This is a genomic window from Spirillospora sp. NPDC048911, from assembly GCF_043198015.1.
Lineage (GTDB): Bacteria > Actinomycetota > Actinomycetes > Streptosporangiales > Streptosporangiaceae > Spirillospora.
In genome coordinates this window covers 501,845-528,475 of the sequence record NZ_JBICUD010000008.1, presented here as the reverse complement: position 1 = coordinate 528,475, position 26,631 = coordinate 501,845, and the positions used below count along the sequence as shown (strand labels likewise).

General features: G+C 68.5%; 23 protein-coding genes, 2 tRNA genes and 1 pseudogene. 12 read left to right on the top strand and 14 right to left on the bottom strand.

Translation table 11 applies throughout. The features are described from left to right. Positions 1-18: 18 nt before the first annotated feature. The 6 genes and pseudogenes from ACGFNU_RS34835 to ACGFNU_RS34810 all read right to left on the bottom strand — a co-directional run bounded on the left by ACGFNU_RS34835 (position 19) and on the right by ACGFNU_RS34810 (position 2,889). A complete protein-coding gene (locus ACGFNU_RS34835) occupies positions 19-603 on the bottom strand; it encodes a hypothetical protein (RefSeq protein WP_392600675.1) in 585 nt (194 codons plus the stop codon). Between the two features lie 500 nt (positions 604-1,103). Then, positions 1,104-1,346 carry a hypothetical protein gene (locus tag ACGFNU_RS34830; RefSeq protein WP_392600700.1) on the bottom strand — a complete coding sequence of 81 codons (243 nt, stop codon included), beginning with the start codon at positions 1,344-1,346 and terminating at the stop codon, positions 1,104-1,106. Between the two features lie 106 nt (positions 1,347-1,452). Continuing rightward, positions 1,453-1,605: pseudogene (locus tag ACGFNU_RS34825) on the bottom strand (peptidoglycan-binding domain-containing protein); the annotation flags it as partial. 586 nt (positions 1,606-2,191) lie between these two features. Continuing rightward, positions 2,192-2,265 (bottom strand) — tRNA-Thr (locus ACGFNU_RS34820). 21 nt (positions 2,266-2,286) lie between these two features. Next, positions 2,287-2,357, bottom strand: a tRNA-Gln gene (locus ACGFNU_RS34815). Positions 2,358-2,523: 166 nt separating this feature from the next. Beyond that, entirely contained in the window at positions 2,524-2,889 is a 366-nt protein-coding gene (locus ACGFNU_RS34810) for a DoxX family protein (RefSeq protein ID WP_392600673.1), read from the bottom strand. Positions 2,890-2,990: 101 nt separating this feature from the next. Here ACGFNU_RS34810 and ACGFNU_RS34805 point away from each other — a divergent pair, with 101 nt between their 5' ends. Next, positions 2,991-3,365: a winged helix-turn-helix transcriptional regulator gene (locus tag ACGFNU_RS34805; RefSeq protein WP_392600671.1), complete on the top strand. Its 375-nt coding sequence runs from the start codon at positions 2,991-2,993 to the stop codon at positions 3,363-3,365. 879 nt (positions 3,366-4,244) lie between these two features. On the opposite strand, the gene ACGFNU_RS34800 is transcribed toward ACGFNU_RS34805, so the two are convergent. After that, positions 4,245-4,586, bottom strand: a complete 342-nt coding sequence (locus ACGFNU_RS34800) for a hypothetical protein (RefSeq protein WP_392600669.1) — start codon at positions 4,584-4,586, stop codon at positions 4,245-4,247. A gap of 858 nt (positions 4,587-5,444) precedes the next feature. Here ACGFNU_RS34800 and ACGFNU_RS34795 point away from each other — a divergent pair. Further along, complete coding sequence (locus ACGFNU_RS34795) at positions 5,445-5,690, top strand: hypothetical protein (RefSeq protein ID WP_392600668.1); 246 nt, start codon at positions 5,445-5,447, stop codon at positions 5,688-5,690. A 662-nt stretch (positions 5,691-6,352) separates the two neighbouring features. Here ACGFNU_RS34795 and ACGFNU_RS34790 read toward each other — a convergent pair. Next, a complete protein-coding gene (locus ACGFNU_RS34790; protein ID WP_392600667.1) occupies positions 6,353-6,745 on the bottom strand; it encodes a hypothetical protein in 393 nt (130 codons plus the stop codon). An 898-nt stretch (positions 6,746-7,643) separates the two neighbouring features. After that, positions 7,644-8,081, bottom strand: coding sequence for a MerR family transcriptional regulator (locus ACGFNU_RS34785; protein WP_392600665.1), 438 nt, complete (start codon positions 8,079-8,081; stop codon positions 7,644-7,646). An 85-nt stretch (positions 8,082-8,166) separates the two neighbouring features. Here ACGFNU_RS34785 and ACGFNU_RS34780 point away from each other — a divergent pair, with 85 nt between their 5' ends. After that, positions 8,167-8,763: a class I SAM-dependent methyltransferase gene (locus tag ACGFNU_RS34780; protein ID WP_392600663.1), complete on the top strand. Its 597-nt coding sequence runs from the start codon at positions 8,167-8,169 to the stop codon at positions 8,761-8,763. 663 nt (positions 8,764-9,426) lie between these two features. On the opposite strand, the gene ACGFNU_RS34775 is transcribed toward ACGFNU_RS34780, so the two are convergent. After that, positions 9,427-10,104, bottom strand: coding sequence for a response regulator (locus tag ACGFNU_RS34775; RefSeq protein ID WP_392600661.1), 678 nt, complete (start codon positions 10,102-10,104; stop codon positions 9,427-9,429). Then, positions 10,101-11,189, bottom strand: a complete 1,089-nt coding sequence (locus ACGFNU_RS34770; protein ID WP_392600659.1) for a sensor histidine kinase — start codon at positions 11,187-11,189, stop codon at positions 10,101-10,103. Before ACGFNU_RS34770 ends, ACGFNU_RS34775 begins: the two co-directional genes overlap by 4 nt. A gap of 1,173 nt (positions 11,190-12,362) precedes the next feature. Here ACGFNU_RS34770 and ACGFNU_RS34765 point away from each other — a divergent pair. The 7 genes from ACGFNU_RS34765 to ACGFNU_RS34735 all read left to right on the top strand — a co-directional run bounded on the left by ACGFNU_RS34765 (position 12,363) and on the right by ACGFNU_RS34735 (position 20,447). Next, complete coding sequence (locus ACGFNU_RS34765; protein ID WP_392600657.1) at positions 12,363-14,672, top strand: MMPL family transporter; 2,310 nt, start codon at positions 12,363-12,365, stop codon at positions 14,670-14,672. 716 nt (positions 14,673-15,388) lie between these two features. Next, positions 15,389-15,937: a hypothetical protein gene (locus ACGFNU_RS34760; RefSeq protein ID WP_392600655.1), complete on the top strand. Its 549-nt coding sequence runs from the start codon at positions 15,389-15,391 to the stop codon at positions 15,935-15,937. Between the two features lie 324 nt (positions 15,938-16,261). Next, the gene (locus tag ACGFNU_RS34755) at positions 16,262-16,612 is read left to right on the top strand and encodes a hypothetical protein (RefSeq protein WP_392600654.1); all 351 of its coding nucleotides are present in this window, start codon (positions 16,262-16,264) and stop codon (positions 16,610-16,612) included. 144 nt (positions 16,613-16,756) lie between these two features. Then, positions 16,757-17,341 carry a hypothetical protein gene (locus ACGFNU_RS34750; protein ID WP_392600652.1) on the top strand — a complete coding sequence of 195 codons (585 nt, stop codon included), beginning with the start codon at positions 16,757-16,759 and terminating at the stop codon, positions 17,339-17,341. A 92-nt stretch (positions 17,342-17,433) separates the two neighbouring features. Further along, positions 17,434-18,237 (top strand): DUF692 domain-containing protein, encoded by an 804-nt coding sequence (locus ACGFNU_RS34745; RefSeq protein ID WP_392600650.1) that lies wholly within the window; start codon positions 17,434-17,436, stop codon positions 18,235-18,237. After that, positions 18,230-19,195 carry a putative DNA-binding domain-containing protein gene (locus tag ACGFNU_RS34740; RefSeq protein WP_392600648.1) on the top strand — a complete coding sequence of 322 codons (966 nt, stop codon included), beginning with the start codon at positions 18,230-18,232 and terminating at the stop codon, positions 19,193-19,195. The genes ACGFNU_RS34745 and ACGFNU_RS34740 overlap by 8 nt, the downstream gene beginning before the upstream one ends. After that, the gene (locus ACGFNU_RS34735; protein ID WP_392600646.1) at positions 19,167-20,447 is read left to right on the top strand and encodes a ferritin-like protein; all 1,281 of its coding nucleotides are present in this window, start codon (positions 19,167-19,169) and stop codon (positions 20,445-20,447) included. Before ACGFNU_RS34740 ends, ACGFNU_RS34735 begins: the two co-directional genes overlap by 29 nt. A 33-nt stretch (positions 20,448-20,480) precedes the next feature. On the opposite strand, the gene ACGFNU_RS34730 is transcribed toward ACGFNU_RS34735, so the two are convergent. After that, positions 20,481-21,116: a TetR/AcrR family transcriptional regulator gene (locus tag ACGFNU_RS34730; RefSeq protein ID WP_392600644.1), complete on the bottom strand. Its 636-nt coding sequence runs from the start codon at positions 21,114-21,116 to the stop codon at positions 20,481-20,483. A gap of 337 nt (positions 21,117-21,453) precedes the next feature. After that, the gene (locus ACGFNU_RS34725; RefSeq protein WP_392600642.1) at positions 21,454-22,374 is read right to left on the bottom strand and encodes a class I SAM-dependent methyltransferase; all 921 of its coding nucleotides are present in this window, start codon (positions 22,372-22,374) and stop codon (positions 21,454-21,456) included. A 408-nt stretch (positions 22,375-22,782) separates the two neighbouring features. Here ACGFNU_RS34725 and ACGFNU_RS34720 point away from each other — a divergent pair, with 408 nt between their 5' ends. Both ACGFNU_RS34720 and ACGFNU_RS34715 read left to right on the top strand, forming a co-directional pair. Then, the gene (locus ACGFNU_RS34720) at positions 22,783-23,817 is read left to right on the top strand and encodes a hypothetical protein (RefSeq protein WP_392600640.1); all 1,035 of its coding nucleotides are present in this window, start codon (positions 22,783-22,785) and stop codon (positions 23,815-23,817) included. Positions 23,818-23,943: 126 nt separating this feature from the next. Then, positions 23,944-25,035 carry an NAD(P)/FAD-dependent oxidoreductase gene (locus ACGFNU_RS34715; protein ID WP_392600638.1) on the top strand — a complete coding sequence of 364 codons (1,092 nt, stop codon included), beginning with the start codon at positions 23,944-23,946 and terminating at the stop codon, positions 25,033-25,035. A 161-nt stretch (positions 25,036-25,196) separates the two neighbouring features. Here ACGFNU_RS34715 and ACGFNU_RS34710 read toward each other — a convergent pair whose 3' ends face one another. Then, a complete protein-coding gene (locus tag ACGFNU_RS34710; protein WP_392600636.1) occupies positions 25,197-26,597 on the bottom strand; it encodes a DUF6882 domain-containing protein in 1,401 nt (466 codons plus the stop codon). Positions 26,598-26,631: the final 34 nt, after the last annotated feature.

Genomic DNA, 26,631 nt, shown 5'->3' with positions numbered 1-26,631 from the left:
TCGGCCAGACATCACCGATCAACTACGAGAAAACCGCAGGTAGCCTGGCAACCGCCGTCTGAAACCGGTGTCCACATTCAGGGGTAAGCCCCCGGACACCACGACAACGGTGGCGTCCGCACTGATCCCCACGAGCGCAAGGTCGAACACGAAGGTGGTCACGGGATCCCACCAACGGCCGCCTTCGTCGAGTGCCTCCCCGGACACCTCGCCGGGGAAATGGGTGTTGGTCCACCACCGAGCTTGATCACCGAGTAGCTCGACGACAGCCCGGCAGGCGCTGTGAGCCTCGTGAATCGACCAGGCCCGGCTCAAAGAACGGTACGCCAACTCGGTACAGCAAACCGTCGCGAGCAGATCGGCCATCTGCTCTGCCGACGCCGTCAGCGGACGCAGAATCCCACTGACCTCCGCCACAGTGCAGGGCACGCCCTCACCGGGATATTGCCCCTGCGGCATGTCCGAGCTGGTCACCAACCCGTGCAGCAGTTCGGCAGCCGTCACCCCAGGGTCATCACCAACCTGCAACCGCAGGTGACGGCGAAGATCGGAGTCTTCTCCCGGGACAGCGAGGAGCCGACTGATGTTCAACGCGGTGGTCACACCCACGTTGTATCGAAAAGATCCCACGCTCGGACCAGCGGCACCCTCACCGCGGACCTATGCGCAGACCCATGCGCGTTCGTCGAACCCAGCGCGCTCCTGACGAGGGGCTTGCTTTTCTGACTGGGATTCACAGCACTAAAACGCGCCCGCGCAGTGGCCGTCGTCCGAAACCCCGAGAGATCGAGTTCGCCCGGTATCTGTCTACGGCGGCACGCCGTTCTTCATGGAGATGTCCGTCATGACCAGCACGTTCTCCGATGCGAACGGCATGGCGTCCTGAAGGGTCGGTCCCGGATTTGGCGTGAACGCTGCGCCGAAGGGACGCCCGCGTCGGTCGCGTACGACCCGTCGAACGTTCAGGGTCGTCGACTACGACACCGGCGACCAGGAGCTGCCAGCGTCCGCATGGCGCTGCCGGGTGTAAGGTCGACGCCGCACGCGGGTGTAGTGGCCACGTTGGCGGCGCGAAGCTTGGCCCCCCAGTCTCCTTCCCCCGCTCATCTGGAGGGCGGAAGGCCGGGAGGGGCGGGTGACGGCCCGCAGGACCAGTGACGGAAGTCTTTGGTCCGGGTCCAGATCATGCGGGCGGTCTGGATGTTCCACTCCGGGTCCAGCGCCGAGACAGGGCTGGCCCGAAGCTCCAGCAGTTCCAGGTCGGAGAACTGGAACAGGCCCCAGGTCTGGACGCCGCGGGCGTCCGTCATCTCCCACAGCGGGTCGAGGTAGGACAGGCACCGCACCGGCCTGGTTGCGGTCCTCGGGGAACACCTCGGCGAGCCGCTGTTCGATCTGGACGGCGCTCCAGGCGCGGCGCCGGACTGGCCCCGGTTCAGCCAAGGCACGGCGGGTGCGGTGATCGGCCATACCGGTGGTGGGAGGCCCGGCGAACGCCTGGAGGATAATGATCCGCTGCTTGGTCAGGGGGCCGAACCATGCGTCGTCCGGCAGGGGGATGCCCTTGCGCTGTAACTGCCGCGCGCACGGGCCATAGGTACCCATCATCAGCGGCTCCGGACAGGCGTCGAGCGACGGCGAGCGGGGGTCGGTCGCAGCGGTGTCCGGAACGGTTGGACCACTACCGGCGGCACCCAGCGACATCGCCATGCCGACGGCGACGGCGATCCAGCGCCGGGCCCGCCCGCCGAGGGACTCCGCCTGGGGCGCGCCGTCGCGAACTACACCCGGGAAGCGCGACGCCACCCGACTCGTCAACCAACTCACTCTGACTCGCAGGTCACTCCCTGCCCGCACCGAAGGAGACTAGTGTGCAGCGACGAATGGCCCTCACCATCTTCTCGTTGCACTCTTCGTTGGGTTGCCGATGGCTGGAGCGACGCCCGTCTTTGCCAATACCACCAATGCCGGACACGCTTCTTCGGCCGTTCTCCCGGCGTGTTACTACTGATGTGCGGCGGCCAGCGCTGGTTGGAGTTCGTGGGCGGCGAGGTACGCCTGGTCCAGGATCGCGTTTCGGGAGAAGCCGCCGCCGCGGAGGCTGAGTGCCCGCGTCAGGCGTGAGATCGCCTCCTTGGCGTACTGCGGCTAGGATGACTCCCCTGTTAGGCCTTTCACTTGGGAAGATGTGAGCCTTCGGCCGGGGTCGAACCGGCGACCTCCCCTTTACGAGAGGGGCGCTCTGGCCTGCTGAGCTACGAAGGCGAAGTGGCCTTGTGGCCATCGCTGAGGAACCAGGATTCGAACCTGGATCGCCGCGTCCAGAGCGCGGTGTGCTGCCGTTGCACCATTCCCCATCGGTGACTCCATAGAAGCTCATCGGCCTAATTGCGCACAAAGGGTTTTCCAGGATGATGGCCTCTCGAGGGTCCGGACGGTGCGCGCCCGGACCCTCGGTGACGTGTGATGTTCGTGCATGTGGCTTGAGCGTCCGCCGGAGCACGGGTCGGACTGTCGGCTCGTTCAGAGCCAGGTGGTGGCCAGCCAGGCGGTGGCGGCCGCGGCGACCAGCAGTGCGATGTTGAGCCCGATCAGCCTGGCCTCGCCGCGGGAGAGGTGTACTGCGATTCCGCCTACCTGGATCAGAACGAGGCCGATCGCCGCGGCGATGGCGAGCCAGGGCGCGATTCCGGTCAGCGGCGGCAGGATGAGCCCGGCGGCACCAAGGACTTCGAGGACGCCGATGAGCCGGACGAGCGGCATGGGGACGCGGTCGACCCAGCCCATCATGGGCAGGAGCTGTTCCTGGCTCTGGATGGCCTTCTTGCCTCCGGCGTAGAGGTAGAACGCGGCCAGCAGCGCGGCGATGATCCAGTAAGCGACGTCCATGAAGGCTCCAATGGTTACCGTTCGTAAGTTGCCTCATGATGCGTCACTATCGAGGGGCTTACAAAAGGCACACACGTGTGCGTAAGGCACAGGGGGCTGTCATGTCGGAGTACGAGCACACCTGCATGATCCGCGGCGACGGCGGCCGGACGATCCGTCCGATCCTCGACCGCATCTGCAACAAGTGGACCCTGCTGGTCGTGGCGACCCTCGATCAGCAGCACCTGCGCTTCACCGATCTGCAACGGCAGATACCGGGGATCTCCCAGCGGATGCTGACGCTGACACTCCGGAACCTGGAGCGCGATGGGCTCGTCTCCCGGACGGCCTACGCGGAGGTTCCGCCGAGAGTGGAGTACGCGCTGACCCCTACTGGACGGAGTCTCATCCCGCCTGCGCTGGCCCTCGCCGGTTGGGCCATCAAGCACATCTCACACATCGAGGCCAGCAGAACCGCCTACGAAACCCGAACCTGATGCCGCCAACACGGCGTTGTCTTCGCTACCGCGTGGGGTGCTGAAGACGATGCGCCTGCGGATCCGTCAGGCGCCGGGCGAACAGTGGCTCTCTTCAAGCGGGACGCGGCGCGACGGGCCGTGCCTTTGGAGTGCGAAACCCAGACCTTCGCCCCGACGGCATGGAGCTGCCGATTCCGATCCGACATCTTCTTGCGCGGGCTCGGCCTGTAGGCGAGGTCACGCGTCCCCGATGGGCAAGTGACCTGGTACTCCTGCTGAAGCCACAATTCTCTCGTCGGCCTCAGTGCCGACACCTGACACGACTCGACCCGTTCTGCCCGCGCCGGCGTGATCGTGCCGAGCAGAAGGAGGACGGGGAACGCCACGAAGAGAGCGAGCAGCAGCGTGCCCGTCCCCTGGCCACCACGGCGGCGGGCCAGCCGGACCAAGCCGACCGCCACGCACACAAAGAACCCGAAACCGACCGCGGCTACTGGCCACCGCCACCAACCGTCCACGTCCTCCGTCGCCAGCAGAACGAACAGGACCAGCGGGAACCCGACCCAGCCAGCCGATACCAGCGGCCAGCCCTTCCATGCGCCAGCCCGACCCTGAGCTTCGACCATTGGCAGACCCCCTCCGCGCTTCGACAGGAACAGTGCCAGATCGCACCACGTTCCTCGAACGCCGAACCTGCGCCGCGGAGGGGAGCGCCACTCAGATCGCCTGTCGCATCAGCCTGCCCACCGCGCGGAGAGCAACGTGCAGGTGGCCTTCAACGCCGTCCAGTCACTGCACCGACCTGGTCGAATTCGACCGGCGCGACGGAGTTCGGCCAGTCAGCGGTCTTCGCGACGAACGCGGCGTCCCTGAGCGCGCGGGGGCAGGCAGAGCAGGTCAGCCGGACGACCCGAAACGAACGGAGCGTGCTGGGAGCGGCGGCGGGTTCGTTTGGTCCCAGGTGGCGCCCACTCCGACGATGGCGAGCCCTTGAGTGCACGACCCGTCGGCGTAAACGAACGCCGTGGCGTCGGTGTCATTGCCCGCGTGCGCCGCGCCGCCGTCGAGGGGAAGGCAGACATCGTTGGGCGGATTGAACAGCGCAGCAGCAGCGCCGTTGTCTGCTCTGACGTAGGGGAACTGGCCGTCGGCGGCGTGCGCGCCGGGCGTGGTGGTGGTCAGCAGCATCAGCGTTGCGCCGGCGACCGCCGCGTGGCGGACCAGTCCGCGTGCGTGCATGAACGACCTCCTGAGGGGGTGTCTGTGGCACACCTGTACCCGCATGCCCTCCAGACCACGGCTGCCTCACCGGCCATAGTCGCCTCCCGCGCCAGCGGGCTGTGCTAGCCCCACCGCGGACCCGACGTCCCTCGGTGGTGTCTCCCCGTTCACCCCACAGAAGCTGACCGGCCCAGCGCGGACCAGCCGACCCAGCGCGGACGGGACCACACAACACAGGCCGATCGGCAGGTACGGACCGGTTCACGACGTGGGCGAGTCAACACGGCGCGGGCCAATCAGCACGTCGCGGGCTGATTGGACCGGCGCAGGCTGATTGGAATGGCCTGGGTGGATCGCCACAACGCGAGCCGATCAGCACGGCCTGGGTCGGTCCGCACGACGCGCGTCCGGCCGCATAGCGTGCCTTCACCAGGGCGCTCATAGTCGACCGCGACGCGGTTCCCTGGCGTGGTGGCCGTGCTCGGTCAGATGGCCTGGCGCCAGCGCGACAAGGGGGCCGGTCCGCACGGCACGAGGGCCGATTGATATGACACGGGTTGGTCAGCACCACGCGGATGGTCAGCACGACGCGGATTGGTCGGCACCACGCGGGCTGGCCGGCACGCCGGTTGGTCGGCACCACGCGGGTTGGTTGGCGCCACGCCGGTCGGTCGGGACGGCGTGGGGTACCTTCTTGCCGCTCCGCGGGGCGAGGTGTGGTTCAGGTGAACGGGCGGCCGCGCGATGCCCTTGTGCCTGGTTGGGGCATGGCCGCCGACAGTTGCCGAAAGTACCTTGCTGGCTACTTAGGGTTCTGGGACGCCGTGGTCGAGTGGCCTTCCGGACCCGGCGTTCGGCGACAAGGGGGTAGTGGTGATGCGTAAGACGTCCACTGTGTTCGCGGCGTTGGTTATCGGGGCCACCGTGCTGGCGGCCCCGGCAGGCGCTCAAGCCAGCTCGGCCACCGACGACTGGAAACTCAACCCGGCCGGCACCTGGGAAACCGAGTACGGCTGCGTGAGCGCTGGGAGCCAGGGGTACCTCGGCGGCGCCTGGAAAGAGTTCAGATGCGAGTACATCGGCGCCTTCGGCTGGCGGATGTGGATCCGCACCGGACCCTGACGGCAATACGTCTAGACCCGCCACAGAAGGGGCCTCGCGAGGCTTGGTCTCGTCGAAGTTGAGACGTGTGGGTAATGCCAGCCGTCCGGCACCGCCTGGAAGGTCTGCTCCTCGGTGTGCACACCAGCACACTCTGGCTCGCCAAAGTCCTGAGTGGCGAGGCGAGGTTCGCAGGCTGGACGCCTCGCGGCCGTGCCGCTCGTGGCGCGTCGATCTCGCGACGGTTCGTCTGCCGTACGAGAGCGACGTCCTTTCGGAAAGCGCCGGGGCCTGCGAGGATCGGCAGACTGACCTCGCAGGCATCCTGGATCGCCTAGATGACGGTGCGCCGCCATCGATGTCATTGGCAGTAGCTCGCAGGGACGCCTTGCTTGGCTGGCGACGTACCGAGCCTGCCGCTCCCACTACTCCAAGAACCACCGCAATCGCGCGGCAAAACTGGCGGCCGTGGCGCGGATCGGCCGCCAGGTTCGCCCGCCACAACGGCTTACCCACGTCGCAGAGCGCTGCTCATGTTGCGATGGGTGCTCGCCTGCGGTGATGTCGCGGCTTCTCACGGCGGCAGCATGGCGACTTGCGTGGTCCCCCACGACTCAGTCCGCCAAAAATTGTGAACGACTCCTACGGCGATTTTGACCTCGCGCTTGGTACCGATCTTTCATCTATAGAGACGGACTGGGTTTTTCAGCAGTAACCACGAACGTGCAAGATAGATTGGCGCCCTTTGGAGTTTTCCATGTCCCATCGATATTGTAGCTGAAGAGTCGAATGTAATTAGTGTGACACTTGCCCCAAAAGGCGCCCTCAATGGTGGCCTTCTTTTCTCCGTCTACAGTTTCGTGTTCGTTCACCTCGACTATAGCGGTGAGATTGAAGTTATTTCCTGACACGTATTTGGCCGTGAGGCTCTGGCCCGCGCTGGCGGGCGTGGCCATGGCGGCCGCCAGGGGCAGTGCCGTCATCGGCACGGCGAACATGGCCAGGGCATGCCGGAACGTTCGCGGTGAATAGTGTCGGCGCCGGTAGACACACAGCGAGTATGGTGCGGTGATCACGTCATTCCTCCCGAGCAGGGGCTTGCGGGAACTGCCTGTGGACTGTTCAGTGATGACGGCGGGCGCGAGAGCGGACCGGGCGCCGGCGAGGGCTCGCCTTGAGCAAGAACCCCCGCCCCGGCCGGCCCACCTCGCAATGGCGGCGAGCATGATCGCCCACGAGCGGGGCCGTGCGGCCGGAGTGAGGGTGGCGAGCCCTGCTGGGGCACGCATGATCGCGAGCGGCCGGTGCTACTTCATTGCCTCTTCAGCGAGTTTGCCGGCGGCGCTGGCACCGCCTGCCGTGCCTGTCTGGACGATGTATCGAGCCATCACCGCCTCGACCGCCCACGTCCAAATGGCCAATTGCTCACGCTTCACATGTCGCCGATCGCGTCAGTGCCGGGCGCTGTTCCAGGATGAGGTCGAGCACCACGGTACGGGCGTCGGGGCCGCTTCGAGATCGCCCGATCGGCGCGGCACAGGGCAGGGAGCCGGACGCCGCGCGGCATCGGCCACGCCACGGCCATTCTGCTGCGCGAACGCGGGCCCGGCTGGGCCTGGGAGCAGGCTCGAACCGGATCGTCCTCGGGGGTGGGTGTGGCCCAGCACGAGCAGCCGCTCGTCGTTGCCGAGCCCGAAGGCGTAGGAGATCAGGTCGTGGGCCTCGGGCTGGGTCGTCCCAGTACGGCCGTGACCACCTGCGGAATGCCGACTGGTAGGCCGGTCGCGCCAGGCGGGACAGCGAAAACGAGTTGGCGATCGGCTCACCTTGGACGCCGCGACAGGCGCTGACCCCAGATCTCACCTGGCTGTGGCGCGCGATCCTCTGCTGGTCGATGACGTGACCCACGAGCGAGGCCGACTCGATCGCGTGCACCTGGGTGCGCGAGTAAGGCCGTCCGCCTTGACGGCAAGGTCAGCGCGGGTGGGCCTGCTCGTGAGCCTCTTCGAGAGAAGATCCCGCCAGGATCGCCGCTACCCCGTTCGCGAAGTTGGAGCACTCGAAGATGTCCTGGTGCGGGCAGGCCAGGCCATGGGCGATGGCGGTACGTGCGACCTGAGCCTGGGCGATCCGTTGATCCAGCTCGGTGAGCTTGCGCCGGTAGAGCTCCCGCCAGCCGTCGCCCGACGGCGAACGAGACGCGATGAACGCCTTGATCTCCTGCAACGTGAACCCGACACCTTGCAGTAGCAAGACCATGCCGACCAGCCCGACCATGGACGGCGGATAACGCCGCTGGCCGGAGACGCGCGCCGGGGGCGGCAGAAGGCCGAGCTCCTCCCAGTAGCGCAGAGCGGAGGTGGCGACGCCGGTACGGCTCGCCAGCTCACCGATCGTCAACTGCTCACCCATTGACTTCAAGCGTACTTGAAGCCATTCACTGGCGACCATGCAGAAATCAGGTACATCCCTCAAGCAACGCATACTCAGGAAATTGGTGCGCCAGGCGCACCAGCCCCAAGGCCTCGTCGGGTGGGCGGTCGGCTGGATGTTCGCGCTTCGCCGCTCCAACCGGCAGCGCAACATCTGGGTGGTGTCATTGCTGGACGTGCAGCCCACCGACCGGGTGCTCGAGGTCGGCTTCGGCCCCGGCATCGCCATCGCCGCGCTCGCCGGACGCGCGACCCGGGGCCACGTCTTCGGCATCGACCACTCGGAGACCATGGTCCGGCAGGCCGCCCGTCGCAACGCCGCCGGCGTCCGCGACCACCGCGTGCACCTCACGCGCGCGTCCGTCGAGCAACTGCCGAGCTTCGGCGATCCGCTCGACGCCGTGCTCGCCGTCAACTCCGTGGGGTTCTGGCCCGACCCGGTGGAACGGCTTCGCGAGCTGCGCCGCCTGCTCCGTCCCGCAGGACGCATCGCGCTCGTCAGCCAGCCGCGCTGCCCCGGTGCCACCCGCGACACCACGGCCCGCGCCGCCGAAGAGCTCCAGGACCTGCTCACTCAGGCCGGCTTCACCGATCTGCGAGTCAAGACCCTCGAACTCGACCCGCCCGTGGCCTGCGTGCTCGCCCACAATCCGACTACATGACCAAAGAGACTCCGATCGCAAGGCCATCAACGACCCCGACAACATCGGCGCGGGCAGCGTCGGCGCGGGCAGCGTCGGCGCGGGCAGCGTCGGCGCGGGCAGCGTCGGCGCGGGCAGCGTCGGCGCGGGCAGCGTCGGCGTGGGCAGCGTCGGCGTGGGCAGCGTCGGCGTGGGCGGCGTGGGCGTGGGCGTAGGCGGCGTGGGGGGCGTAGGCGGCGTGGGGGGCGTAGGCGGCGTGGGGGGCGTAGGCGGAGGCGGCGTGGGGGGCGTAGGCGGAGGCGGCGTGGGGGGCGTGCGTGGGCGTAGGCGGAGGCGGCGTGGGCGGAGGCGGCGTCATCGTCGGCACGGGCGGCGGGCGCTTCGGCCGCAGAAACCCGGCGACGCTTGCCCAGCAGCGGATAACTGGCAGGAGCCCGGCAGCCGCAGATCGGCCGCAACCGCGAAGCGGCGGGAGGTTGGCGGGCGCGAAGGTTAGCGGCGGGGTGGGATCGTTTGCGGTCGGCTTGAGTTAGGTTCCAGACGCATATTGCGCCGACTGGCCTGCGCTCAAGGCGATCGGGCGGCCGTACAGCCTGGCGGCGGCCACGGACTCGACTGCATCATGGTGACCGTCCGATCGGGGCGCCGTAGGCCAGGTCCAGACGCGTACGGTCTGGTCCTTGGTCAGTGGCCGATGTCGCGTTCGCCTGCTTCGACCAGTCCGCTCTCGTACGCGAAGATGACGATCTGGGCGCGGTCGCGCAGGCCGAGTTTGGTGAGTATGCCCGACACGTGGGACTTGACGGTGGCGGGTCCGATGAAGAGCTCTTTGGCGATCTCGGAGTTGCTGGACCCGCGGGCGACGGCTGCCATCACCTCGCGTTCCCGGTCGGTGAGGCGTTCCAGGCGATCGGCGACGGCGGTGTTGACGGTGAGACGTTGAGCGAACCGGCTGATCAGCCGCCGGGTGATCGAAGGCGCGAGCAGCGCGCCGCCGTCGGCGACGGTGCGGACGGCGGTCGCGAGCTGGTCGGGCGGGATGTCCTTGAGGACGAAGCCGCTGGCCCCGGCGTGCATCGCCCGGTAGACGTACTCGTCGGGGTCGAACGTGGTCAGGATGAGCACCCGAACAGTCCAGTCGGATTCGGCCAGGATCCGTTCGGTGGCCTCCAAGCCGTCCATGTCCGGCATCCGGATGTCCATGAGGATCACGTCCGGACGATGCCGGCGTGCCACCTCGATCGCCTCGGTCCCGTTCCCGGCCTCGGCGACCACCTCGATGTCGTCGTGAATCTGCAGGATCATGGCGAAGCCGCCGCGGACCAGGGCCTGGTCGTCGACGATGGCGACACGGACGCTCACGCGGGCTCGCCTCCGGTGGGCAGGTGGGCGACGACTTCGAACCCGCCGCCCGGGCGAGGCCCGGCGTCGAGTGTGCCGCCCAACAGTAGTGCCCGTTCCCGCATCCCCACGATGCCGTGGCCTCTCGAGCCGTCCGGGGGGTCGCCCGTTCTCGGCAGGGTGGAGGTGCCGCGGCCGTCGTCGACCACTTCGATGACGATCTCGTCTCCGGTGGCCACTCGCCGCCTGCCGAGCCGCACTTCGGCGTGCGTGCCGGGACCGGCGTGCTTGAGCACATTGGTGAGCGCCTCCTGGACGATGCGGTAGGCGAACAGGTCCACACGGTCGGGCAACTCGGACGGCGGCTTGTGCGTTGAGAGTGCCACCGCGACACCCGTTCCACGGATCTGGTCGGCCAGCCGGGGAATATCGGCAAGGCCGGGCTGGGGCTCCGGCCCAGGGGAACCTTTGTCAGGACGCAGGACGCCGAGCAGGTGGCGCAACTCGGCCAGCGCTTGCCGTCCCTCGTCCTCCACCGCTCCCAACGCTCGCAGGACCTGCTCCGGTATCGGGCCGTCGGCGGCATGCTGGGCCATCGTCTTGGCCGCCCCAGCCTGAATGGTCATGACGCTCACCCGATGGGCGACCACATCGTGCAGCTCGCGGGCGATGCGGGCCCGCTCCTCAGCCACGATGCGGTCGGCCTCGGCGGCCTGCTCGGCCAAGACCCGGGCGGCGTTGCGATCACGCAGCCGGAGCCCACGTCCGATGTACCACAAGCCGGTCATCAACGTGACGCCGAAGGCGACATCACCCCACGGCGCGGAGTCGGTACGCAGGTCGACGGTGACCAGAACGACGGCGGCCATCACACCCGTGGGCCCGCGCCAGGAGCCCGGGCGGGTCGGGTCTACCTGGCGAGGACGATCCTCGGACGAATACCGCCCAGCGCTGTACAGCATGATCAGCACTGGAATGCCGATGACCGTGCGCGTGGTCGGCAACTGCAGCAAGAGCGCCCAAGCCGTCAAGGTGACGCCCAGCGCGGCCAGGGGTGCGCGGCGGCGCCAGTACAGCGCCCCAGCGGACGCGATGAAGACCGGCACGGCCAGGGGGTTGAGATCGCGGAGAGGGCGCCAGGCCAGGTCATCGCCAGGCGTGTCCTGGACCAGAACGAACGCGAGGAAGGCCAGCGCGGCGAGGACGGCGTCCGTGGCGCGGGGCCATCGAGCGAAGGGTCCCCGAAACCGCCGATAGCCGACCCCAGACCCCGTCCCGAATCTAGTCCCAGATCCCGCCCCAGAGCCCTTCCCGACTCCGGCCCCAACACCGACACCAGCGCCCGTCCCAAAGCCCCTTTCGGAGCCGCCCCCAACACCGACACCGGCGCCCGCCCCAGAGCCACTCACGGATCCGGTCCCAACAGCGACACCGGCGCCCGCTCCAGAGCCCGCCTCGGGGCCGGTCCCAGAGCCACCCCCAGATCCGGCACCAGCGCCCGTCTCAGGGTCCGCCTCGGAGCCGGTCCCAGCGCCGATCTCTGAGCTGGTCCCAGCGCCGGCCCCGGAGCCGACCCCGGAACTCCTCCCCGATCCGGCCCCAACACCGACATCGGCGCCCGTCTCAGAGCCAGTCCCAGAGCGCGCCTCGGAGCCGAGGCCGGAGCCCGCACCAGAGTGCCTCCCAGAGTCGGCCCCAGCCCCCGTCCCGGAGCCGACACCAGAGCCGGTTGCAGAGCCAGGCCTGAAGCCGGTCCCGGAGGCGGTCCCGGAGGCGGTCGCGGAACCAGCGCTGGAACCCGCACCGGAACCGGTCTCGGGGCCAGTGCCGGGACCAACCCCGGCACCGGGTTCGGGGTCGTCCCCGTTCGGCGGCCGGGATGGCGGCGTCGTGCGGTTCACCGGCGCTCCACGATGCGAGATGTGGTGGCCCTCCGCGGCTTGTCGGCGGGCGCGGGGCCACCGTATGCGGGAACGGGCCCGCCGGTCATCCGTCCCGAGGCGGAGGCGGCCTCCGCTGCTGGACGGGGAGAACGGCATCCCGCCCTCACCCACAACCCGCCGCGCGGGGGAGGTCCGTTCCGCCGGTGGGCGGGCGACTCAGCCGGCCCGAGCGAGGACGGTTGTTGCGACCGCCCAGCCACCGCGTTGGCCGCCGCGTCCGGCCCCACCGCGCATCCGGCCCCACCGCACATCCGGCCCCACCACACATCCGGCCACGCCGCGTCCGGCTTGCCGCGTCCGGCCCCGCCATATCCGGCCCTCCGAAGGAGCACCGTCATGCATCGCATCATCCGTCGCATCGGCGACGCCAGCGCCCGCCGGCCATGGGTCACGATCGGGCTTTGGACGATGTTGGCCGTCCTGGTCGTCGGTCTGGCGGGCACCGTCGGCGGAAGGTTCGCCGACGACCTCGTCGCCCCGGGCAGTCAGAGCGAGCGCGCGATGGAGCTCTTGGAAGAACGCTTTCCCCAGGCGGCCGGTGGCAGCGCCAAGGCTGTCTTCGCGGCACCGGACGGGCAACGGCTCGACCGTTACCGGCCCGCCGTCCAGGCCGCCCTCACCCAGATCGCCAACACGAAGCGCGTAGCCGCCGTGGCCGACCCCTTCGCCGCCGGCACGGTGTCACCCGACGGACGTATCGGCTACGCCGAGATCACCTTCGATCTCCCATCGACCGAGCTCGGCCCCGAACCGATCAAGGCGATCGGCACGGCGCTGGAGCCGGCCCGGGCCGCAGGCGTGACCGCGGAGGTCGGCGGCGACGCCGCGTTCATCAACGGCGAGACCGAGACTTCGGGCACGGAGGCGGCCGGTCTGCTGGCCGCGCTGGTCGTGCTGCTCGTCGTGTTCGGCACGATCGTCGCCGCGCTGGTACCGATCGCGATCGCTCTGACCGCGATCGGCACCGGGCTCGCCGGCATCGCGCTGCTGGCCCACGCGATGGACGTCACGAGCGCCGCGCCGAGCGTCGGAGCGTTGATCGGGCTGGGTGTCGGCATCGACTACGCCCTGATCATCGTGGCCCGCTATCGCGAGAATCGTGCGGCCGGTCAGGACAACCGCACCGCCCTGTCGAACGCCATGGCGTCGGCGGGCTCATCGGTCCTGTTCGCAGGCGGCGCCGTCATCGTGGCGATGTCGGCGTTGCTGCTGACCGGCTTGGGTCTGCTGGCCTCGGTCGGTCTCGCCACCGCGATGGTCGTCCTCGTCGCCGTAGCCACAGCCCTCACCCTGCTGCCCGCGCTTCTGTCCCTGCTCGGCGACCGCATCGACTCTGGACGCATCATCCGCCGCCGCTCCCCCGCCAGACGACCCGAGGACGGGGCATGGTGGCGCCTGGCCCATCGCGTTTCCGGCCGACCGTGGCCGTACCTGCTCGGCGCGTCGGCGCTGCTGCTCGCGCTGGCCGCCCCGGCGCTGTGGATGCAGACCGGCTATCCAGACGCGGGTGACGACAGAACGAGCACCACTCACCGTCGCGCCTATGACCTGCTGGCCGAGGGCTTCGGACCAGGCCACAACGCCCCGCTGCTCCTCGTCGCCGACCTGCGCCGCCCAGGTGTGACCGCGCAGAGCATCCCCGCGCTGTCCGAACGTCTCGCCGCCGATCCCGGCATCGCCACGGTCGGCACGCCGCGCACATCCGCGCGAGGGGACGCGGTCGTCCTGCCTGCGATACCCACCAGCGCTCCCGCGGATCCAGAGACGTCCCGAACCCTGGAACGCGTTCGCGACCTCGTCCCCGGCAACGTCGCCGTTTCCGGCATGACCGCCATGACCGACGACCTCACCCGGCAGCTCGACAAGACGCTCCCGATCTTCATCGCCGCGGTCCTGGCCGCCTCGTTCGTCCTGCTGATGGTGCTGTTCCGGGCCGTCGTCGTACCGCTGAAGGCCGCCGTCATGAACCTGCTGTCGATCGGCGCCGCGTACGGCGTCGTGGTCGCGGTGTTCCAGTGGGGATGGTGCGCGGACCTGTTCGGCCTGGACGGGACCTACCTGATCGCCTCTCCACTACCCACGATCTTCTTCGCGGTCCTCTTCGGCCTCTCCATGGACTACGAGGTGTTCCTGCTCGCCCGCATCCGCGAGAACTACGACACCACCAGAGACAGCACCGAATCGGTCGCCCGCGGCCTGGCGAGCACCGGCCGAGTGATCACCTCCGCCGCGCTGATCATGACAGTGGTCTTCCTCGGCTTCGTCGCCCACCCGTCACCGCTGGTGAAAATGCTGGGTCTGGGCCTGTCGACGGCGATCCTGCTCGACGCCACGATCGTCCGCATGCTGCTGGTACCCGCCACCATGGCCCTCCTGGGACACGCCAACTGGTGGCTCCCCCGCTGGCTCGACCGCCTACTCCCCCACCTGAACGAGCGCACCCCACAGCCCTCCAGACCAGCGCCCACCCCTGCCTCCGCCACCGCGCCCGGACCTGCATCCGCGTCCATTGACCCAGCTTCCGCATCCGGCGCCGCCCCGTCCGCTGACCCGACGTCCGCCCCCGCATCCGCTCCAGCGTCCGCCCCGGCATCCAGCACCGCGTCTGGGCCTGCATCAGGCCCCATGTCCGGGCGCGCATCCTAGCCTGCACGTGAGCCCGCCCCCGAGCCCCTATCTACGCCCGCAACTGGGTGCGCGTCCGAGCCCGCCTGTGGGCTTGCGCCCGCGCCTGCAAGTGGGCCCGCACCCGAGCCCGCCTGTGGCTCCGCACCCGAGCCCGCGTATGGATCCACGCCCGAGCCCGCGCGTGGGTCCGCGCCCGAGCCCGCGTGTGGATCGGCGCCCGAGCGCGAATGTTGATCGATGTACGAGCCCGCACCTGCGCCTGTGCCCGAGCCTGTCTGCGGGCCTGTGCCCGAGCCTGCGTCCGGGACTGCAAGTGGACCCGCGCACGAGCCCGCAGCTACGCCCGAGCCCGCGTGTGGGCCCGCATATTGATCTGCACACGAGTCCGCACCTGAGCCTGTGTCCGAGCCAGCAAGTGGGCCCGCGTGTGGGCCCGCGCCTGCACGTTGATCTGCGTACGAGCCCGCATCTGGGCCGACGTCCGAGCCCGCGTGTGGATCCGCGCCCGGGCGCGCCTGTCGGCCTGTGTCCGAGCCTGCAAGTCGTCCCCTGAATCACCGGCCGGTTCACTACGACCACACCGCAGCAACCGCACCGCGCGGACCGCACCGCGCGGACCGCACCGCGCGGACCGCACCGCGGGGACTGGACGGCCCCCAGGTCAGCGCGTCACAGAATGATCTCTTTCATGGGAACCGGCGAACATTCCAGGCGGCGACCGGTACTCAGTGATCATGAATAGAGTGATTGCGAAGGTCGCGGGGCTCGCCGCGGTCGTCAGCCTCGGGCTGGCCGGGTGCTCGTCCGGCTCCAAGGCCGCCGACGGTTCCCCGACCGCGAGTGCTTCCGCGACGACGAGCGCTCCGGTGGCGGCGCCCGCCTCCGGAGCGGCCAACCCCGGCAATGGAACCGGCGGAAAGGCCAAGCCGGGCGGTGCCGTCAACCTGACGGTCTCGAGCGAGTTGCGCAGGCTGCTCGGGGACGTCTACTACGCGGCCACCAAGAAGGAGGCCAAGGACAACGCCTCCGGGATCCGCCGCGACAAGGTCATCGGCCCTGAGAAGCTGTCGTACGGGAAGATCTCGGGCTCGACCCCGGCCAAGGACGTCTTCTACGCCATGGGCGACACCGGGTACTCCGACGACCCGACGTCGCGCCAGGACGGGCCGCACGTGTGGCGCAAGCGTGGTGCCTCCTGGGAGTACCTGGGCGACACCGGCGGCGCCTTCTGCGGCAAGGTGCCGGCGGCACTCGTCCGGGTCTGGGGCAAAACCTGCTCCTGAGCACCACCCTGGAGACCCGCATCCGATGCGCAGTCCGACCTGGAGTCCTGCCGCTTGGGCCGCAAGGGTCTGTGCCACGGGGCCTGGGCCTCAGGGGCCTGCGCCATGCGCTGGGCCACTGGGCCTGGGCCACGGGGCCTGGGCCATACTGCGGGCCACGGGGCCTGGGCCACGGCCTGCGCCTTCGAGTACTTACCGGGCTGACCCATGCACGGCGATGCGCTGGTGGTCTCCTTGATGGACCCTTCTGGCTGTTACTTACTGTCGTTTCCGACTACGGAGAGTTGGGAAGTTTCAGGGGTGTCCCCAAGCTGAGGAGCACAGGTGCCCCCGCTTCGTGCCGTCATCACCGCGGCCGCCGTCGCCCTGGCAGTCACCGCGACATCGCACTCCGTCCACGCCGCCGCCCCTCCCGACGCCCCCACCCCCACGTACATCTGCGACAAGACCATCGTCGGTGTCAAGCACAAGGGCTGGGGATGGCTGAACTGCGCCGCTTCCGAAGGCGCCCCACCTTTCGGCGAGGTACAGGGCACCTTTCTGATTCTTTCGCGCAAGAACTCCGGTCCCACGCTCAAGTGCCGGCAAAAGCAGCGTGACAAGTACCCATCCGGACGTGCGCAGTTGCCCGACCAGATCATCGGATTCTTCTGCGCTCCCGTTCCCCCGAGCTGACCCGGGCCGCCCCTGGGCTGACCTGCGGCCAAGTCGACCAAGGTCGGCCTGGCCAACGGTCGGCGGTACGCGGCAAAGCGACGTCAGCGCGCCCCGGACGGCTGGTGAGGAACCGGATCCGGCGCCGGATCTCGTCCTGACGGCATGACGAAAGGCTGGATGATGACCCCTCCCGAGAACCACGACCCGCGGCTGGTCGTCGAGGACACCGATGCGTTCATCGAGGGCGGCAAGCAGGGCGAGAAGCGCCCGAATCCACGAGAGAAGGCCCAGCCCCGGCCCCACACCACGACGCCGGGGCAGGACTCCAAGGCCCACGAGCTGCATGTGTGCATGGGGTTGAACTCATGCCAGGGCCAGGGACGCGACGGTTCCGGATGGATGGCCGGCACGGGCCAGTGCGCCACGGTCTTCCACGAGTGCCACGGCGCGAACGAATGCCGTGGCCAGGGTGGCTGCGGCTACACCGGGCACGATGCCGAGCAGGCCATGCCCGGTGCCCAGCAGTGCCGTTACTCCGGCAGCTGCGCCAGTCCGGTCAACGCCAGCCGGGTGCACGCCGCCGGCCCGTTCCGCGGAACGAGCGTGTGGAAGCGGGCACGCAAGGTCTTCGAGCATCGCATGTACGAGGCGGGCGTCCCGTTCGGCCCGTCGCCGGGTGAGGGATGCCCCGACGACCAGGTGCCCTCCTACGAGACCGGACGCGTCAGCGCGCCGAAGAAGAAATGACGACCGTCCACTCGTCCACGGCGCGCGTTGCGCCGTCCGACGCGGTCGGTTCAGGTCCGCGTCCGAGGCCGGACGGGCGTCTGGGTCTTGGAGTGGGGCTGCGGACGTCGCACCTGCCGTACGTGGTGTCGGCATGGCCGCGGGTGGACTGGTTCGAGATCATCTCCGAGAACTTCATGGACTCCGGCGGCTACCCCCGTCATGCCCTCGGCCAGATCGCCGAGCGGTACCCGCTGGTGATGCACGGGGTGTCGTTGTCGATCGGCAGCACCGATCCGCTGGACATCGGCTACCTGCGTCGGCTGCGCCGCCTGGCCACTGCCATCGGGGCCCGGTGGACGTCGGACCACGTGTGCTGGACGGGCGTCGCCGGGGTGAACACCCACCAGTTGCTGCCGATCCCGTTCACCGAACGGTCCCTGCGGCATCTGGCCCGCCGGATCAGCAGGGTGCAGGACATCCTGGAACGCCCGCTCGTGCTGGAGAATCCCAGCACCTACGCCGCGTTCACCCACTCGACGATGACTGAATGGGAGTTCCTCGCGCGCCTGTGTGAGGAGTCCGGATGCCGGCTCCTGCTGGACGTCAACAACGTCTTCGTCTCCGCGGCCAACCATGGTTTCGACGCCGAGGAGTACATCCGGGCCCTGCCGCACGACCGGATCGCGCAGATCCATCTGGCGGGCCACGCCGACCGCGGCACCCATCTGCTCGACACCCATGACCGCCCCGTCGCCGAACCGGTGTGGCGGCTGTACCGGCTCGCCACCGCGCTGAGCGGGCCCGTCCCGACACTGCTGGAATGGGACGACCGCCTCCCGCCCTTTCCGCAACTGCTCGCGGAGCTGCACAAGGCCAACCGGTACATAGGCGAACCGGACCAGCGCCATGGCTAGGGCATCTCTCGGCGTTTCCACTCCATCGCTTGAAGCGGCCCAGCATTGGCTGCAGAACGCCATCACCATCGCCGCCTTCGCCGAGCCGGAAAGTGAAATCACAGCTGCTACCGACGGGATCACCACGCCTGCCGCCGAAGGCACCGGGATGCTGGCGGGTTTGGCGCGGCTGACCGCCGAGCAGTGCCTGGAGGTCTACCGAATCGACTATCAGGCGCGTCTGCTGGAGACGGTACGGCACCAGCATCCGTCGCTCCGCGTCCTGCTCGGCGACGAACTGTTCGATGACTTCGCCGCCGGCTACCTGCGGTCGTGCCCCTCCCGTTCCTACACCCTGGCACGGCTGAACGAGGGTCTGGCCGACCACCTGTCCGCCCACCGGCCCGACCGGGACGCTCCGCCCGAGCAGCGCGAAGCGTGGATCGACGTAATGATCGACCTGGTGCGCTACGAATGCGCCTTCGCGCAGGTCGCGGACGGTCCTGGGCTAGAAGACGGTCCCGGGCTGGAAGGCCCATCCGACCGGCCCTCGCCGCCGCTCGCACGGCGCCGCGCCGACACCGGTGAGGCCACGGTGACACCGGCGCCCTGCCTGCGCCTGCTGAAGGTCTGCGCGCCGGTGCACATCTACCACGCCGATGTCGGCCAAGGCCGCCGTCCGACTCCACCCGTTCCCTGCCCGGCGCACCTGGTGCTGTTCCGCGATGACTACCGCGTCGTCACCAGTGCGATCACGCCTGGCGCGTTCGCGCTGCTGGATGCGCTCACGCGAGGAGCTTCCCTGGCGCAGGCGGCGGAGACCGCCTGTCTCGACCTCGCCGACGCCCGCCACCATCTGCGCCACTGGACCACTCAACGGTGGGTGCGCATGTCCCACCTCACCGACCAGCTCATCCTCCGTCCGGCCCGCACCCGTCAGGAGACCTCCCGTGAGCAACGGCCCCTCCCCCTCCACTGACTCCGCCCCCACCGCAGGCTCGCCCTCCGCCGGCGGATCCATGGCGGCCGTCCTGGACGCGTTCCCGGTCAATGCCGCCCAAGGCATCACCACCAAAGAGGACCTGCGCAACCACCTCATCCAGGCGGCGGCCGTCGAGACCCAGACGATTCCGATGTACCTGTACGCGATGTATTCCATCGCGGGACAGGGCCATTCCCGATGGGCGGCGGGCACCGGCGCCCACCGCCTGATCCGCAGCATCGTCGTCGAGGAGATGCTGCACCTGTGCCTGGTTCGCAACATCCTGGTGGCCCTGGGCTTCGGCGACCAGGTGCGGTTCTACGATGAGGATTTCGTGCCCGACTTCCCCGAATACATGCTGCACCGCCATCCGGCGTTGCTGCTCCGGCTGAGCAGGTGCGACAGGAACCTCATCAGGAAAATCTTCATGGAATTCGAGCGCCCTGACGCACCGCCGGCCGATGGTGCTCCTCCCAAGGGGCAGTACGCGACCATCGGGCGGTTCTACAAGTCGATCGTCACCGGGCTGGAACGGCTCGACACCGCGGAGCCGCAGAGCCTGTGGGCCGGTAACAAGCCCGAACTCCAGTACGTCGCCGCGTACTGGAACAACGATGGTGGCGGGGAACCCATGCTGGTCAAGGACCTGAAAACCGCCCAGCAGGCTCTGAGGATGATCGTCGACCAAGGGGAAGGGGCCGACCCCGCCAAGCCGTCCGTGCCGATCGATATCCTCTATCCCGTACCGGGCGTCGACGAACTGCCCCACTTCCATAAATTCCAGCGCATCGCCGAGGGAATCGAGCCGATCGGCCCCACATGGAAGGTCCCCACCGATCCCAAGTCCTTCCACTACGCGGACGATGACGCCGCCACCAGTATCAGCGAGCTGTTCAACGCGGCGTACTGCTATGTGCTGCACCTGATAGACGTGCTCTATCAGACCCCGTCGACCGATGTCGTCCCCGGCAAGAAGAGCCTCCGCTACGGCTACGAGCGGCTGTTCATGTCGGCCATGCAGGGAGTGCTGGCCAACATCGCCGAGATCATGATGGCCACTCCCGCCAGGACGGGAGAGATGGCCAAACGTAAACTGCAGATGGCCCCGACCTTCGAATACTCCGCGCTCCCCGCGACGGGCAAGAAGCAGCACTTGATAAAGTTGTGTGACGAGGCCATCGCCCATTTCCCGTCGCTGGGAGGCGACAACGGCGTCCGGTGGCTGCTGGGCAACATGCCCGACGTCTGATGCGCCGACCGGCGGTGAACTACGGAGGCGCCGCTATGGTCGGTGACGTGGGGGCAGGAGTCCTTCTAGTGCTCGGCGCACCTTGGTCACGGCGTCCTCGTCGCCTAGGCGTAGTGCGGTGTTGGCGGCGGTGAGGACGGCGTCGATCTGGAAGGCGGCGAGTTCGGCGTCCAGGTCGGCGATCTCGTCCTCGGTCATCGCGTGCCGCAGTTCGTCGGCGAGGAGCGACAGCCAGTCCTGGTGGTGCCGCGCCAGCGCGTCGCGGACGGGGCCCGGGCGGCTGTCGAAGTCGGCGAGGTTGGCGACCCAGAAGCAGCCGCCGGGGAACAGCGGCGCCTCCGCGTAGTCGATCCAGCGTTCCACCAGCGCTCGCAGCCGCGCGATGCCGTGGGGCACGTCCTGCACCGGAAGCACGACCGCGTCGAGGAACCGCTCGCGGGCGGCCTCCGCGGTCGCCAGGTGCAGGTTCTCCTTGGTCTTGAAGAGGGTCTGGATGCCGCTCTTGCTCAGCCCGAGGTCGGTGGCCAGCCGGCCGAGGCTGAGCCCGTTGAGCCCTTCCAGGGACGCGACGTCCACGGCATGGCGGGTGATCGTCCCGCGAGTCCTGGCCCCACGCAGCAGGCGCCGGTCGTAGACCTCCGAGGTCATGGGCTCCGCACGTTCACTCATCGTCTTCATCCTGCCACACCACTGCCAACAACATACGAACGATCGTATGCACAATCTAGAGTTGTGCGCATGGACATGTTCGAGCTGGCTCAGGAACTGGCCGTCGCCAAAAGCCAGCAGGTCGATCCGGCCCGTTACTACTTCCGGACGAATCCGCTTTTCGAGACGGGAGCCGAGCAGTAGGCGTGGCTGAACGACATCGTCTGCGTGGGGTCGGGATACCTCATCGAAGGCGGAGTCGCCTACAAGGTGTTCCAGGTCCCGTGACGGCGCGGCTTCCGCAGACGGTTCACGAGTCGTCTCTCTGGCGGAGGGCTGAAGCCTGGCTTGCTCCCTCTCATCCTGGCTTGTCCAAGGCCAGTGCGAGGTAGCGGGTCTTGCGCTGCACGTCAGTAGCGACCTGGGCGTAGGTCGCCAGTTGCCGCCAGTCGTCAGTGGAGAGCGCTGCGCTGGCGGGACGATTGAGGCGCAGCGCCATCCGGCCGAGCGCGGTCTGGCCGAGGGCTGTGTAGCCTCGGTAGATACGGGAGATCATGGCCCCGACATGGTGACTCCAGTCGACCATGCGGTTCAGGGTGAATCCGGCTTCTGCGGCTGCGGCCAGGTAGCCCTGCTGCGACTCGAAGTCCTCGAAGTGCCAGAGGTCGCGCATGAGACGTCCCGGGTCCAGTGCGTCGATCTGACCGGGTGCGGGGTCGCGCCAGACCGGGTCGACCAGCACCAGGCGACCACCCGGTCGCAGTACGCGGTGACATTCCCGCAGGAATCGGCGCCGCCCCTCCGCCCCGAAATGGAAAGCCGCCTCCAGGCAGTGCACGCGGTCGAAGGACGCGTCGTCGATGGACAGACCCGCCGCCATGGCGGGCATGCGGGTGACGTCGGCGATGGCGAACCGCGCTGTGGGAATGTGCCCGAACCGCTGCCTCGCCATGGCGATATGTTCCTCCAGCAAGTCCAGGCCCAGCACAGCAGACGCGCGTTCTGCGATTTTGGCCGTGGTGTAGCCGCGTCCGCATGCGGCGTCCAGCACCTGGTGGTCGGCCCGAAGCTCCAGCAGGCCGATCGACCGGCGAACCAGCTGGTGTTGGAAGTAGGTCAGTCCGCCCAGGAGCCGCGGCAGAGTCGGCCAGGTGTAGTAGCCCATGTTGAGCAGGTCGTTCCACCCGTAGATCTCTTGCGCCGCATAGCACAGATTGCTGGAGCTGTAACTTGCCTGCAATGCGTCGATCGACGCTTCGCCCATCATGGCTTCCTTCACGTTCGCGGTCGTGGCGGACCGAAGGCACGAAAGCCAGCGTAGGCAGCCGCCCCGGACGACTCCATGGGAACTAGGTGCAGGTCAGAAGTAACTAGCCATGCCGTCACGCGGTGAAGTGGTACGACATATGGCCATGGCCGACCGGCACGCACTCGAAACACGCCGGCCTGGTGGACGAGCCGCGCGGAGCGTCGGGGGCATGGCCTGACGCGGGTTCTTCGACGTGCTTCCCGCGGTGTCGTTTACCTGGTCGGCGGAATTTTGGTTGTCCGCATCAGGACACGCTCGGTGACAACGCCTGGGACCATGGACCGTCCAGCTAGTGAACGTTCCGTAACCAGGAAAGGGTGTGCGATGAGACGACGGGGGTTGGCGGCACTTTCAGTGCTGGTTCTGCCTGCGGGGGTCATGACCGCCGGCGTGGCGGAGGCGGCTCCCAAGCCGACGCCACAGAAATGGACGCTCGCCAAGCGCGGCAACGTCCCGGGGGATGACGGCCTCGGCGCCCTGGCAGTTACCGGACGCAAGAGCGCCTGGGCGGCGGGCAGCATTTGGCAAGGGAAGCCACTGCTGTTCCGCTGGAACGGCGGCTGGAACCGGGTCAAGCTGCCTGCGCACGTGAACGTCTCGCTCGACGAGCTGGACGCTACCTCGGACAAGAACGTCTGGGCATTCGGCAGCGACAGGTCGTCCGCTCTCAAGGCGTTCCGCTGGAACGGCAAGACGTGGAAGGCCGCCGTCGTCGAAAGGGGCGAGGTCTCCACCTGGGACGCGGATGTGGTCTCCGCTTCTAACGTATGGCTGTCCGTCGAGGAACACTCTGGCCGTGGCCAGCTGCGTAACTGGAACGGCCGTAAGTGGCGGAGCATGCGGGTCCCCGCGGCGAGCCGTCTGTACGGACTGAGTTTCTCGTCGGCCAAGAACGGATGGGCCGTCGGCCTGAAGGCCAATGGCAGCGGGGCCCTGGCCGCGCGGTGGAACGGCTCCTCCTGGAAGTCCACTCCCCTGCCGCGAATCCAGATGCCGAAGGGCGCCACGTCCGAGCTCAGCAGCGTTCTGGCGCTGTCGTCCCGCAACGTCTACGCCGTCGGCTCCTACAGCTGGATGGTCGACGATGACGAGGAGCACCGCCCGATCGTTCTGCACTGGAACGGCTCCAAGTGGCGCAGGCTCGCGGGCCCGAACCTGCACGCCGGCCTCTCCGGCCTGTCCACGGACGGACGCGGCGGCCTCTGGATGAAGGCCGGTGTCGACAAGCTGGCGAACTACCGCGCCGGCCGCTGGACCGTCGCTCCGATCCCGGGCCGGGCGGGCCAGCACGTCAGCGTGGACGCCATGGCGAACGTTCCGGGCACCGCCACGATCCTCGGTGTCGGCTCCATCTGGCCCGACGGCGGCTCGCAGCCCAACACCCAGGACTCCGTCTTCTTCACCGCCCGCTGAAAGGCCGCATGGGTGGGCTCGCCGGAGCCCACCCATGCAGGCTGCGCCGTGGCAACCCCCGGAGCCTGCCCTGCGCGCCGCCTCGGGGGCTTACGTCCAGCCGTTCGATAGTCCACAGTGGACAGCATGGTCGCGAACGTGGTCGTCGTCGGTGCCGGTGTCTATGGCGCGGCGGTCGCCGCCTCCCTGGCACGGCGAGGTGCCCAGGCCGTCGTCGTGGACGCCGGCGCGCCGGCAGGCGGCACATCCGGTGCGACGTTCTCCTGGACCAACTCCTGCGGCAAGAAGCCGCGCTCGTACCACGATCTCAGCGTCGCCAGCATGGAAGCTCACCGGAGGCTGGCGGCCGAGGCTCCCGACGGCTCCTGGTACCACGAGACCGGCAACCTCGAGTGGGCCGCCGACGACGATCGCGAGGAGCTGCGGCGCAAGGTCGCGGGCGTCATCGACTACGGCTATGAGGCGCGCTGGCTCAGCCGTGCGGAGGCGCTGCGCCTCGAACCGGACCTCCAGCCCGCCGAGCTGCCGGACGAGATCGCCTATTTCCCGCGCGAGGGCTGGGTCGAGCCGGCCCGCCTGATCTCCCACCTGCTCTCGAACGCGGTCTCCCGTGGCGCCGAGGTGGTACGGAACCACGCGGTCACCGGCCTGGAGGTGACCGGCGGCAGGGTGCGCACCGTCCGGCTCGCCTCAGGACGACGGCTTTCCGCGGACGCGGTCGTGAACTGCGCGGGGCCGCAGGCCGCCTCGATCGCCGAGCTCGCCGGGCTGGTCCTGCCGATGCGCAACACTCGCGGCGCCCTCGTCTACACCTCGCCGGTCGCGGTGTCGGTGTCTCGCGTCGTTCACGCTCCGCGCGTTCACCTGCGCCCGGACGGTGCCGGACGGCTCCTGCTGCACAGCCCTGACATCGACGGCGCGGCCCATGCGTCCGGCACCGTAGAGCAGGCAGCGGTCGAGAAGCTGCTCAAGGCAGGACGTGAGCTCTACCCGGGCCTGCAAGACGCCACCGTGCAAGACGTTCGGGTTGGTGAACGTCCCATTCCCGGCGACGGCCTACCGGTGCTGGGACGGGTCGCCGAACTGCCCAACTTCCATTTCGCCGTCTCGCACAGCGGCGCGACCCTGAGCGTGCATGCCGGTGACCTGGTCGCGGCAGAGGCACTGGGCGAGGACCAGAACGACGCCCTGGCCCCATTCCGCTTCGAACGCCTCTGACATGGACGCCGCGCCAGGGTCGCCCGAACACGCACTCCGAACGCGCGTCCCGATGGCGGCGCGCCCCGCACAGACGCCCCGCACGCGCGCCTCGAACGGGCGTCCCGAACGCGAGCCCCTATGGCGGCGCGCAGAGGACGACCGCTCGTCCGGTGGCGTTCCTAGCTCGTTCCCTTTCCGCTGGAGATGGCTTTGATGAGGCCAGCGTCGGTGAAGCCGACCATCAGTTGGTGCCCCTGCGGAGAGTCACCTCCGATGACGTCAGCAGACTCCTTCAGGCTGAAGCCGAAGTGCGATAGGAAGCCGCGTACGACCAGTCGATGGTCCGAGGGGAAGACTTCTACCGCCGCCATCAGCAGCCGCGCGGCCGCGAGATGGTCGTACTCCGCCACGGGAAGCTGCGGGTCGTCCAGGTGGAAGTACGCCGATCCCTTGCCATCGTTGATGCGGCAAGAATGGAGGCCGTTGCCGCCAAGTAGTGCTGCGGCCGCGATGGCCATCGTTGTCGCCGCCTGATGAGGCTGCGGGAATCCCGACATGTCGAGGCGGCCTATCACCAGCTCGGGAATGTCGTTCTGCTCCCCGTACTCGCGCAGCTCACGTAGCCGGGCCAGCGCGGGCACGTCCTCGCCAAGGGCAGGGTTGGCCCAGGACCACAGCCAGCTGTTGTCCAGGTGGGAGAAGCTGCCCATATTGGTGACGCCGGTGTACGTCCGCCCGTCCGCGGTAAGAGTCGCCTCGTCCAGGTTGAACCGCATGTCACCGTCACCGAAGGCTCCGTTGAGGATGTCCTGGCGGTGGATCGACGCGGCGGACGTCCAGGCGGCGAACGTCTCGAACTGCGGACTGTAGGCGGTCAGTCCCTTCGTCACCTCGTCCCAGAACTTGGCCTTGGCCGGCTCATCCCGCCGCAGGTAATAGGTGGCGACGTTTTCGGCAGCCTTCTCATGCGCGAACTCCGCTACCGCCTGGCGCCACAGCCCAACCGCCTTGTCCTCGTCACCGTTCTCCAGATGAACAAAGGCGAGACTGAACGCGGCCTGGGGATGCTTGAGCTCGACGGCGAGCCGCCATGCCTCCGCCTGCCCGGCCTTGTCGCCCTGGTCGCTGCGCACATGCCCAAGGTTGTACGCGGCGGCGGCGTTGCCCTTCTCGGCCGCGCGTCCGTACCACTCGGCCGCCGCCGCCAGGTCGCCCTTGCCGTCATCGTCGTAGAGGCGGCCCAGGTTGAACGCCGCCTTGTCGCTGGAGCCCGTTTCCCAGGCGCGACGGTAGAACGTCAGGGCCTCGTCCTTCCGGCCCAGTTTCTCCAGGGCGACTCCGGCGCCCAGCATCCCACCGGTGTGGCCGCCTTCCGCCGCCTGCCGGTGCCAGCGTTCGGCCCCCGCGTAGTCGTTCCGCGTCTCGGCGATATAGCCGAGCTCGAAGGCGGCGCCGGGGTGGCCCGCTTCGGCGGCGACGCGCCACCAGTGCTCGGCACCGTCGACGTCGCGCTGATCGGCCGCCGCCATCCCCCGCTGGTAAGCCTCGGCCGCTTCCGTCGCCTCAGGCGCGTCACCCATCAAAAAGAACCTTCCAGAGAGATCACGAACGTAA